9 protein-coding genes and 2 pseudogenes are annotated in these 11195 nt (G+C 70.3%); 3 read left to right on the plus strand and 8 right to left on the minus strand.

Features of this window, described 5'->3' with window-relative positions:
- Positions 1-13 precede the first annotated feature (13 nt).
- Positions 14-1834 (plus strand): glycoside hydrolase family 2 protein, encoded by a 1821-nt coding sequence (locus E1294_RS30940; protein ID WP_246083400.1) that lies wholly within the window; start codon positions 14-16, stop codon positions 1832-1834.
- Complete coding sequence (locus E1294_RS30945) at positions 1831-5847, plus strand: glycoside hydrolase family 2 TIM barrel-domain containing protein (RefSeq protein ID WP_132514252.1); 4017 nt, start codon at positions 1831-1833, stop codon at positions 5845-5847. The genes E1294_RS30940 and E1294_RS30945 overlap by 4 nt, the downstream gene beginning before the upstream one ends.
- 295 nt (positions 5848-6142) lie before the next feature.
- Here the strand turns inward: E1294_RS30945 and E1294_RS30950 are convergent, their stop codons facing one another.
- Both E1294_RS30950 and E1294_RS58290 read right to left on the minus strand, forming a co-directional pair.
- Positions 6143-6781: a flavin reductase family protein gene (locus E1294_RS30950; protein WP_165977566.1), complete on the minus strand. Its 639-nt coding sequence runs from the start codon at positions 6779-6781 to the stop codon at positions 6143-6145.
- Between the two features lie 234 nt (positions 6782-7015).
- A pseudogene (locus tag E1294_RS58290) lies at positions 7016-7105 on the minus strand (hypothetical protein); the annotation flags it as partial.
- A gap of 232 nt (positions 7106-7337) precedes the next feature.
- Between E1294_RS58290 and E1294_RS58295 the strand changes: the two are divergent.
- Positions 7338-7880 (plus strand): alpha/beta hydrolase, encoded by a 543-nt coding sequence (locus E1294_RS58295; RefSeq protein ID WP_425465238.1) that lies wholly within the window; start codon positions 7338-7340, stop codon positions 7878-7880.
- Positions 7881-8122: 242 nt separating this feature from the next.
- Here E1294_RS58295 and E1294_RS53095 read toward each other — a convergent pair whose 3' ends face one another.
- The 6 genes and pseudogenes from E1294_RS53095 to E1294_RS30985 form a co-directional block, all read right to left on the minus strand.
- Positions 8123-8455, minus strand: coding sequence for a zinc-binding dehydrogenase (locus tag E1294_RS53095; RefSeq protein WP_246083402.1), 333 nt, complete (start codon positions 8453-8455; stop codon positions 8123-8125).
- Positions 8456-8466: 11 nt separating this feature from the next.
- The gene (locus E1294_RS53100) at positions 8467-8652 is read right to left on the minus strand and encodes a hypothetical protein (protein WP_165977565.1); all 186 of its coding nucleotides are present in this window, start codon (positions 8650-8652) and stop codon (positions 8467-8469) included.
- Complete coding sequence (locus tag E1294_RS30965) at positions 8649-8840, minus strand: hypothetical protein (protein WP_181958581.1); 192 nt, start codon at positions 8838-8840, stop codon at positions 8649-8651. The genes E1294_RS53100 and E1294_RS30965 overlap by 4 nt, the downstream gene beginning before the upstream one ends.
- 111 nt (positions 8841-8951) lie before the next feature.
- Entirely contained in the window at positions 8952-10181 is a 1230-nt protein-coding gene (gene arsM, locus E1294_RS54840) for an arsenite methyltransferase (protein ID WP_220448028.1), read from the minus strand.
- A gap of 12 nt (positions 10182-10193) precedes the next feature.
- Positions 10194-10529 (minus strand): ArsR/SmtB family transcription factor, encoded by a 336-nt coding sequence (locus E1294_RS30980; RefSeq protein WP_132514260.1) that lies wholly within the window; start codon positions 10527-10529, stop codon positions 10194-10196.
- Between the two features lie 172 nt (positions 10530-10701).
- Positions 10702-11050: pseudogene (locus E1294_RS30985) on the minus strand (transposase); the annotation flags it as partial.
- Between the last annotated feature and the right edge of the window lie 145 nt (positions 11051-11195).

An 11195-nucleotide genomic window follows, 5' to 3' on the forward strand; every position in this document is an offset into this window, starting at 1 on the left:
GAAAGTGAGCATTGTGCCTGACAATTCCATGATCCCCCGTCCCGAGTACCCGCGGCCGCAGTTCGTCCGCGACGAATGGCAGTGCCTGAACGGGACGTGGCAGTTCGAGCGGGACGCGGGCGACTCCGGGCTGGAGCGCGGGCTGCTCGACCGGGAGCTGAGCGGCGAGATCGTCGTGCCGTTCTGCCCGGAGGCGCCGCTGTCCGGCATCGGCGACCCGGACTTCCACGAGGCCGTCTGGTACCGCCGTACCGTGCGGGTGCCGCGGAGCTGGGCCGGGCGGCGGGTCCTGCTGCACTTCCAGGCGGTGGACCACGACGCCACCGTGTGGGTGGACGGCGTGGAGGCCGGACGGCACCGGGGCGGGTTCACGCCGTTCAGCTGCGACCTGGCCGGTTCGGCCGATCCCGGGCACACGTACACGGTGGTCGTACGGGCCCGCGACCCGCGGAGTGGTCCGCAGGCGCGGGGCAAGCAGGCGACCACGTACGAGGGGCACGGCGCGCACTACGGGCGCACCACCGGCATCTGGCAGACGGTGTGGTGCGAGCCCGTGCCCGCCCAGCACCTCGCCCGGCCGCGGATCACGCCCAACGTCGCCGCGTCCGCCTTCCGGATCACCGTGCCGGTCTCGGCCGCCCGCGCCGGGCACCAGGTGCAGGTGACAGTGTCGGACAAGGACGGCGAGGTCGTGCGGGCGCGGGCGCGCGCCGACCTCGACCTCGCCCCCGAGGTGTGGCTGCCGATGCCGCAGGACCGCGTCCGGCTCTGGTCCCCCGAGGATCCCCACCTGTACGACGTCCGCATCGACCTGCTCGACGGCGACGGCACCGTGATCGACACCGCCGCCAGCTACGCCGGGCTGCGCTCGGTCTCCATCGACGGCCATGCCGTGCTGCTCAACGGCGAGGTGCGCTTCCAGCGGCTCGTGCTCGACCAGGGCTACTACCCCGGCGGCCTGATGACCGCGCCCTCGGACGAGGCCCTGCGCCACGACATCGAGCTGGCCGTGGCAGCCGGCTTCAACGGCGCCCGGTTGCACCAGAAGGTGTTCGAGGAGCGGTACCTGTACCACGCGGACCGGATGGGATTCCTGGTGTGGGGCGAGTTCGGGGACTGGGGCGCCAACACCGGCGGCGGCCCGTCGTGGGATAACCAGCGGCCGACCGCCTCCTTTGTGACGCAGTGGCTGGAGGCGGTCGAACGCGACTACTCCCACCCGTCCATCGTCGGCTGGTGCCCGCTCAACGAGACCTTCCAGAAGCTGCACGACCGGATCACCGTGCTCGACGACGTCACGTGGGGCATGTACCTGGCCACGAAGGCGGCCGACCCGACCCGGCCGGTGATCGACGCGTCCGGGTACGCCCACCGGGTGCCGGGGGCCGACGTGTACGACTCGCACTGCTACGAGCAGGATCCCGAGGTGTTCGGCAAGCTGATGTCGGGCCTGGCCGACGGGACGCCGTACGTCAACGCCGGCCCCGACGGGGGCGCGTGGTCGGTGCCGTACCAGGGGCAGCCGTACTTCTGCAGCGAGTTCGGCGGCATCTGGTGGAACCCGGACGCGCCTCCCGAGGAGCAGTCCTGGGGTTACGGCGAGCGGCCCGCCAGTGAGGAGGATCTCCAGCGGCGCTTCGCCGGGCTGGTCGGAGTGCTGCTGGACGATCCCCGCATGTTCGGCTACTGCTACACGCAGCTCACCGACGTCTATCAGGAGCAGAACGGGATCTACCGTTTCGACCGGTCGAGCAAGCTGGACGTCGCGCGGATCCGCGCGGCGCAACTGCGCCCGGCGGCGATCGAACAGGCCGGATCGGAGAACGGGCGATGATGTTACGACGCACCTTCGCCGTCGCGGTGCTCACCGCGGGGACGCTAATGGCGGCGACGGCGCCCGCCCTCGCGGTGCCGCCGCCGCCAGCGACCCCCGCGGAGGGGCGCACGATCGAGGTCAGCGGCCGGGTGGTGGACGCCGGCAGCGGCGCGCCGATCGAGGGGGCCAGTGTGCACGCCTCGCGGAGCGACGTGTTCGCCACGACCGCCGAGAACGGCACGTTCGTGCTGGCCGGCGTGCCTGAGAGCAGCGCGCTCGTGGTGGCCGGCAAGGAGGGGTACGCGTTCGCGTCCACGACCGCGGCCGGTTCGGTCACCCTCGAGCTGGCCAGGGACACCGATCCGGCGCGGCAGGAGTACCCGCGCCCGGATGCCGACCGGCGCCCGTTCACCGGCGACACGTGGCTGTCGCTGAACGGGACCTGGTCGTTCGACTTCGATCCCGGGGACGCTGGGGAGCGCGAACGCTGGTACGCCCCTGGGCACGCGTTCGGCAAGGCGATCCGGGTGCCGTTCGCGTACCAGTCGCTGGCCGCGTGGGGCGAGGAGGATCTGGCGACCAAGGAGATCTTCCGCAGCGCCTTCGCCGGTTACCGGGGGACGGTCTGGTACCAGCGGTCGTTCACCGTGCCCAGGGACTTCCCCAAGCAGCAGGTACGACTGCGCGTCGGGGCCGCCGACTGGGGCGCGGCGGTGTGGCTTGACGGTGAGCCGGTGCTGCCGTACACCGGCGACGGGTTCACCGAGATCAGTGCCGGGCTGGGCGCGCTGGCTCCCGGTTCGACGCACACGGTGACGATCCGGGTGGTGGCGCCGCCGACGACGCCCGAGTCGCCGTACCCGATGGGCAAGCAGACGGGCGAGCCCAACGGGGCGGACACCGGCTGGTTCAGCGACGTCGGCGGGATCTGGCAGTCGGTGTGGATCGAGCCCTACGCGGGCGCGCGGCTCACCGGCACGCGGGTGACACCCGAGCTGACCTTCGAAGGGGACGCGCGCACGCCATCCGTGGCGGCCGCGCGGATCGACGTCGCGGCTGACGGCGGGCAGCGCGCCACCGTGCAGGTCAGGGGCCCCGATGGCAAGGTGGTCGGCAGCGCGGACGTATCGCTCGAGGACGGGCGCGGGACGGCGCGGATCCCGATCGCGCGGCCGCGCCTGTGGGAGCCGGACGATCCGGCCCTGTACACCGCCGACATCCGTCTCGGCCACGACGACGGCGTCCGGACGACGTTCGGTCTGCGGACGATCGAGCGGAAATGGGCGCCCGGCCACCAGAACGAGTACCAGTACGTGTACCTCAACAACCGGCCGGTCTATTTGAGGGGCGTGCTCGACCAGGGCTACAACCCGTGGGGCCTGTACACCTACACCGGGGTCACCGCCGGACCCGACCTGCGTACCGGGACCGAGAACGAGCCGGGCCGCGGCTCGATCCTGCTCGACCTGAAGAACGCCAAGAAGCTCGGCTTCAACGTGATCAGGAACCACCTCAAGGTCAACGAGCCCGCCTACTACCACTGGGCGGACCGGCTCGGGCTGATGATCTGGTATGACATGCCCAACGCGGGCTGGCACTCCCTGGGCGCGGAGGCGGAGCGGCTGTTCGAGGGGCTGCTGCGCGCCACGCTCAAGCGGGACCACAACCATCCGTCGATCGTGATCTGGACGATTTTCAACGAGGCGTGGGGGCTCGGCAAGGAGCCGTGGCAGCAGCCGATCCCGGCGGAGGCGTTCCCGTACGTCCGCAGGATGGTCGGGGTCGCCCGCGACACCGACCCGTCGCGGCTGATCGTGGACAACTCCGCCTGCTGCCAGAACGGCCACCTCGACACCGACCTCAACGACTTCCACTACTACCTGGCCGGCTACGACGAGTGGAAGAAACTGCTGGACGGGTTCGACGCCCAGGTCAAGCCGGGTTCCACCTGGAACTTCAACGACGGCGCTCAGAGCGGGCAGCCGTGGCTGAACTCCGAGTTCGCCATCAGGTCCGGGCAGGCGCCGCACACGTTCGGCCTGTTCCGCGCCTATCCCAAGCTCAACGGGTACGTCGGCGTCCAGCTCGCCGAGACCGAGCAGGAGGTGCAGAGCCCGGTCACGTTCGACCGGCAGCCGAACCAACCGGAGTTCATGGACCATCACGGCCGGCCGCGCGGCATCGACCTGTTCCAGGGGGACGACGCGATCTCGCTGATGGGCACCGCGGCGCGGACCGTCGAACGCGGCGGCGCGATCGAGGTGCCGGTCAAGGTCAGCCACTTCGGTGACACCGACCTGTCCCGGGCCACGCTCCGGTGGAGGATCGGCGGCTACGACGACGAAGGCCGGTGGGTCGCCGACGCGGGCGGCGGCGGTTCGCGGCCGTTCGCCCCGGAACGCTACACCGTGACCGACGCCGGCACCGTGTCGGTCACCGCGCCGGCCAAGCTGCGCAACGGGTACGTGTGGATCTGGCTCGACACCGGCGGCCGGACCGTCGCCGAGAACTACCTGACCTTCGACACCCCCGCCCCCGACGGCGGTTTCTCCCCCGGCGCGGTGACCGCGCAGGAATGGACCGGCGGAGCCCAGGCCAGGACCACCGGTGGGTCCGACTGGGTCACCGGTTACGGCCGCGGCCACTTCGAGTACGAGGTCCAGTTGCCCGAGGAGGTCCGCACGGGCCGGGCGCGCGGAGCCACCCTGATCGCGGAGATCGCGGCCGCCCAGCCCCGCGGCTGGTACGACCCCAACAACGTGACCACCGCGCGCCGCTACCCCACCCGCCTCACCGTGTCGGTCAACGGCACCGCGCTGCCGGTGATCGAGTTGCCCGACGATCCCCACGGTCCGACGGCGCTGGCCGGTCGATCACGGGGCTCCCTCGTGGCCGACTTCGGCAACCGCTACGGCTACCGAATCGCCGTCCCGATCACCGCACGCCAACTCGGCGACGAGGACACCGTTTCGCTGCGCTTCGCCTCCGACGGCGGCGGACTGTCCGTCTTCGGCGTCCGCTCGGGCCGCCACGGCGCACCGCCCACGCTGGTCAGCGGCCGGGTCTCCGTGCCCGAGGAGCGTCCCCGCTTCCGGGCGGTCGACTCCCGGCTATCGGTGTACCAGGCGCCGGCCGCGATCTCCACCGCGACCGGCGCCGGAACAGCGATCGTCTCGGTCGTCAACGACACCGCCAAGACGGCGCGGAACGTTCGCGTACGGCTGTCGGCCCCCAAGGGCTGGACCGCGACCGCCGCCGAGCCGGACGTGGTCAGCTCACTGAAGCCCGGCGAGGCCCGTCACGTCGCGTTCACCGTACGGGCGGAATCGACCGTGCTGACCGGCCACACCGCGGACTTCACCGCCACCGCGAGCTGGGACGGGCACGCGATCCAGGCGATCAGCAGAACGACGGTGACCTTCGCCCCCGAGGCCTACCCCGAGGTCGGCGTGGACGACACCTTCGACACCGATTCCAGCGCCGCCTACACGGTCCACAAGCCGTCGGCCACCGAGGCGTTGCCGCAGCTGACCTTCGGCGCGGGAACGCTGCAGGCGCAGGGACCGGGCGCCTACTACGGCCTGGTCTCCCATGGCTCCGGGGCGAAGAGCTCCCGGGCTGTCGTGATCGTCGACCATGACCGGTGGGCCGGCACCGGGAAGGGGCAGGACGCCCTGTTCAACGGCCTGGTCAAGGACGAGCGCAACTACGTCATGGCGTGGACCGGGATCAAGGGCCAGCACGGCATCGACATCAGGATCGACGGCAGGCTCACCGCCGCCTCCGGCGCCACGGGGGTGCTGGAGCCCGGCGACCGCTGGGCGTTCGTCCTCGACGGCAACTCGATCAGCACCTGGGTCGACCGCGGGGGTGGCTGGGGCTGGTCCCACATCATGACGGGCACGACCCAGGGCCGCATCGACTTCACCAGGCCCGGCGCGCTGGATGGCTGGCACTACGCCGTGGGCCTGCGCGGCAATGCCGGCCTCCAGGCGATCGGCCGCCTCGAAGGCCGCAGCGACCCCGGCTGAGAAAGGGGCCGACGACCATGACCGCCACCGGGCCGAGAGGAAGCACCTCGCTGGAAAGGCCGTGCAGCATTAGGAGGGCAAGCCATGGATGAGTGTGAGGTCTCTGCCGTGTCGGAGGCTTGGGCGTTCGCCGTGCTGCTGGCCGGAATGATCGGCAAGAACACGAGCGGCGGGATACTTCGCCGCGGGAGGTGTTCGGCTCCCGGGAGCCGGCGCAGGGGGAGTGGGAGGTGCTGCGCTGCGAGGAGTTCGAGCGCGCCCGACGGGAGCGCCGGCACGCGCACGGGCAACGTGCTCACGATCCGGCGGTTGCGCTGACCGTCTCGGGAACGCCGCCCGGCGTCTGGCTGCGGTAGGAGTGGCCGAGCTGGTCGCCGAGGCCGAAGTAGTGGCGGAAGTTGTAGACGAGCGGGCTCCACGCGGCCGGGTCCACGTGCTGGGTCCCCGGTACGACGATGCGCGGGTCGGCGTGCACCTTGGAGACGACCGCCTCGGCGATGACGAACGAGCCGGACACGTCCAGGCCCACCCGCGCGGCCGTGGCCTCGAACTGCAGGGGACACTCGGCCACGCGCGGCGGCCGTACCCCGTCGGAGGGCTGCGCTCGCAACCCGGCGGCGCCGAACTTGTCGGGCTCGAAACGGCTGCGATCGGCCTTGCTCGCGGGCACGGGGTCGCGGCCTGTCAGGGGCGCCAGCCGCTCCACCGCCTCCCACAGGTGCGGCGCGGGCAGGTTGATCACCAGCTCGGGCCGCTCGGCGAGGTTGCGCGCCGTGTGTCCCTCGGCCCCCAGTCCCAGGACGATCACGTTGCCCAGCGCCCAGGCCGACGACATGGGCGCGAGGTTGAAGGTGCCGTCCTCGTTCTCGGTCGAGAGCAGCACGACCGGGGTGCCGAAGTACAGGATGCTGGGCTCGATCGTCAGATGGCTCATGAAGAGGGAGCCTAGGAACGGGACGTTCAAAGGGCGGGCGAAAGGTCGCGGACCGCGCCCAGCCTGGCACACCGGCGGGCAGGACGTGCGCGCCGTCCAGGTCGTGGCGGGTGAGGGCGAACTCGGGGCCGGGGGCCGGCTGGCCGGGGCGCAGACGGACGCGGTGCAGCAGGAGGGCGGCAGAAAGCCGGTGAACTTGGGTTCGGCATCGACGATGACGACGGCGATGGGCAGGTCGTCGCTGAGGTGCCACGGATGGCTGGTGTGGATGAGGGAGGAGGCGCCGAAACTCGCTCGGGCCATCATCTGCCTGCTGTTCAGCATCGAGCTGCCCCGCGCGGAGCGGGTCGGCCTGGGCCTGGGTCGGCTGGAGCCGGGCGACTCCGAGCGGTTGCGCCAGGCCCCAAGAGGCTCGCCTGACCGGGGCGCGCGGCAAGGGCCGTGTAATTGTCCAGATTTCCCGTTGGTCGTCCCGGCTGCGGTGGGACGCAGCCGCTGCCCCGACGACGACTTCGGTCAAAAGGTGATCCGGAGCCGGGCGATCGACATCCCCTTCGTGCTCGACCAGTTGGCCGGTCCGCGCCCCAAGTGGAAGGGCAGCGCCCTGATCAATCCGGACCGGATCGCGATGGCGGGCCAGTCCATAGGAGGGGCCGCCGCCTCGGAGGCCATGTTGAAGGATTCCCGGGTGCGCGCTGGGATCAACATGGACGGCAGCATGTTCCTCCCGATCCCCAAGAGCGGACTGGCGCGACCGTTCATGTTGATGGGCGCCCCCTCAGACGACAGCACCTGGGAACGTGACTGGGAGCGCCTGACCGGGTGGAAACGCTGGCTGGTGGTGAAGGGGGCGCTGCACCCGTCCTTCACCGACTACGACATGCTGCTCCAGCAGCTCGGCATAGACCTCGGCGGTGGCCTGAAGGAAACCCGTTCGATGGACATCACCCGCACGTACGTCGGCGCCTTCGTCGACCTGCACCTGCGCGGCAAGCCGCAGCCCTTGCTGGACAAGTCCTCCCCGCGCTACCCCGAGGCCAGTTCTGCGCACCGTCGGCCAAGAACTGCTGATGTGAACGCCTGCGCTCCAGGCCGCTGATCATCCGCGACGGTCGAGGGCACCCGTGCAGGGGCGGGGGGCCAGTCGCACGACCTGCGCTGCCGGGTCAGCCTGAGCCCGAACATCTGGCGGGCTCCCTCGGGCTCAGGCGGACCATTCCGCCTGACACCGGGCGCTCGTCGACGTCGCGGCCGTCGTTGGCCCGGGCGTCTGCGTCTGGTATAGAGGCCCCTGCCGGAGAGAACCACTCGAAATCTCGGCCGAGCACGCACGACCTGTCGTCAATCGATGGTTACGACGATCTTGCCGTCCACGCCCTGCCGGGACAATCGCTCGGCGGCCTCACCGATGCTCGTCCACGGTACGACGGCGTCGATCGGCGGGCGCAGCCGCTCCTGTCGTACCAACTCCACCAGCCGCCTCAACATCGGTCCGCAGTCCGTGCCCGCGATCATGAAGTTGCCGAGCCGGAGGCCCTGCAAGCGAGCGCCGGGCGTGTGGTAGAAGTCGCCGGGGTGGAAGCTGGTCAGTGTACGGCTTCCGTTGCCGAAGGTCACACAGACGCCGCCTGGTGTCAGGTCGGTGAGAGCGGTCGCCAGTGAGTCTCCGCCCACGCCGTCAAGGATCACGTCGTAGCGGCCGGCCTCCTTGGCAGCCTCGATGCCCCCACGCCACCGGCCGCGCCCGTGATCAGCACCTTGCGGCCGAGCAGCGTTCCCGCCTGCTCCAGGGCAGCCAGCGCCGTCACTGCCGCCACGGGCAGGGCCGCCGCCTGGACTGACGTGACCGCGTCGGGGATGTCCGTGATCATCGCTGCGCTGGCGACGAGATATTCCGCCCATGTTCCTTGCGGGACGGGTCATGGCTGGTGTGCAGGAAGCGGTCGATGGTCTCGGTGCCGAACGTGCCGGCGAACTCCTCGGCCAGGGTACGGACGGCGGTCAGCAGAGCATGCTGCTGGTCGACGGTCAGGTCGGCGCGGGGATAGGTGCGGTCCACGGGGACTCCGGCGACGGTCGGCGTATAGATGCTTGTCGAATTCGATATATCTCGATATTGGCAGTCATCTATGGCCGGGCGACGAACACCGGCAGAACATCCCGCACCGGGTCAGGTGCCGACCACAGCGCTGCGGCGTTCCATCAGCAGCACGTCGCGCCAGGTGCCATGGTGGCGGCCCATGCGCTCACGGGTGCCCACGACGCGGAAACCGAGCGCCTGGTGCAGGGACAGGCTCGCGGCGTTCTCCCCGAAAATCCCGGTCTGGATGGTCCACACGCCGGCGTCCTCGCTGGCGGTGATGAACGCCGCCAGCAGGGCGCGGCCGATGCCGTGCGCCTGGCAGCCGGGGTGGACGTAGATGCTGTGCTCGACCACTCCGGCATAGACCGGCCGGGCCGAGACCGGCGAGGCGGCGACCCAGCCGACGACCTCGCCGGTCTGGGTGTCGGCGGCCACGTAGCGCAGGTGCGGCAGCTTGCCCGCGGTGAAGCGCTCCCAGTCCGGCGCGGTGGTCTCGAAGCTGGCCTGGCCGGTGTCCAGCCCGGCCTGGTAGATGGCCAGCGCCTGGGCGGCGTCGGCCTCACGCATCGGCCTGACCTCCAGGCCCGGCCCGATGGCAGGCTTGACGGCCTGCACGATCGCTGAATGCACGCCGTCGCCGTGGTCGGCGCTCAGCGTGATCCGGATGCCGACGAAGCCGGCCTGGGCCAGCAGTTCGTGGTACTCCTCGACGGGCAGGGCGCCGGCCACGCAGCCGATCCGCTGCTCGGCCGCCGCGCGCCGGACCGGGTCGAGGTCGCCGTCGACCACGACGTCGCTCACCCCGAACCGGCCGCCCGGGCGCAGCACTCGGAATGCCTCGGCCACCACGGCGGCCTTGTCACTGGACAGGTTGATCACGCAGTTGGAGATGACGGCGTCGACCGTCTGATCCGGCAGGGGAACGTGTTCGATGGCGCCGTGCAGGAACTTGACGTTGCTCACGCCGACCTGCTCGGCGTTGCGCCGGGCCAGCGCCAGCATGTCGGGGCTGGCGTCCAGCCCGAACGCCTTGCCGTGCGGGCCGACCCGTCGCGCCGACAGCAGCACGTCGATGCCGCCGCCCGAACCCAGGTCCAGCACGGTCTCGCCGGCGCGCAGCTCGGCCACGGCTACCGGGTTGCCGCAGCCCAGGCTGGCGCGCACGGCGCCCTCCGGCAGGGCGCCGAGGTCGTCGTAGCCGGCCGCGCCGAAATTTCCCTGCGCGAACTCGTTCGTCGAACAGTCCGCGATGACCTGCCCGGCCAGAGCGGCTCGCGCCAGGTCCGAGTACCGCTCCACGACCTCGTCATGCGCCATGATCAGCCTCTTTCACTCGCAGGTGGGTGCGGCCGGGACCGGGTTGCCCATGACCACGTCGGCCGCGGTCGGAAAACAGCTCACGCACGCCTCGTTGATCCGATACAGGCTGGAGGTGCCCTGCCGTTCGACCAGCACGAACCGCACCTCGGCCAGGATCTTCAGGTGATGCGAGACGGTCGACTGGCCCACCCCGGACGCGGTCACGATCTCGCCCACGCTCATCGGCGCGCGCCGCCGCGCCAGCAGCGACACGATCTGGATCCGCGTCGCGTCGGCCAGGGCCCTGAACCAGCTCGCGTACTCCTCGGCCTCCGGGCGGGGCAGCGGCCCCCTGTCCTTGTTCATCGTTAATCTACGATAGTCGATTGAGAGGAAATGCGGGCGGCAAGACCCTTCCTCTTGCCTGGGACATTCAGCTGCCGGCAGCGGGCATGGCGCGGTCAAGAGCCTGGGTGTGACCCTGCTCGACGCCGGGCGTTTATACGAATGGCTACTGGGACGCGTATTCGGGTTGTGATCAACAGATGGTCCGGGCGAGGTCCTTGAGCCAGATCATCGAGGCGCGAAGGTAGAGGCCGGCGAGGTAGCTCGCGGGTGTCTTGTCGTACCGCGTAGCGATACCTCGCCACGCCTTCAGCTTGTTGATCAGCCGCTCAACGGTGTTCCGCGCCTTGTAAAGATCGGCGTCGTGGCTGACGGGCCTACCGCCCTTGCTGCTCCTCTTCTTCCGGTTGGCGGCCTGGTCCTTCTTCTCCGGGATGACCGCCTTGATACGACGTTTGCGCAGGTGGGCGCAATTACCCGCGCGACGAGTACGCCATGTCTCCGGCGACTGCGTCAGGCCGGGTGCGGGGACGGGCGACGGGCCAGCACAGAGATTTGCATTACTTGTCACAGTCACGCGTCTTGAGCTGCTACTGCCCAGCTCGTTACTCCACGCCTATGAGCCGACTCGGTAGCGTTATCTGTCACAGCAGACCAGACTGTCGGTGTTTGGGAGCTTCTGTGCCC

Origin of the sequence: Nonomuraea diastatica, assembly GCF_004349015.1 — a bacterium.
GTDB lineage: Bacteria > Actinomycetota > Actinomycetes > Streptosporangiales > Streptosporangiaceae > Nonomuraea > Nonomuraea diastatica.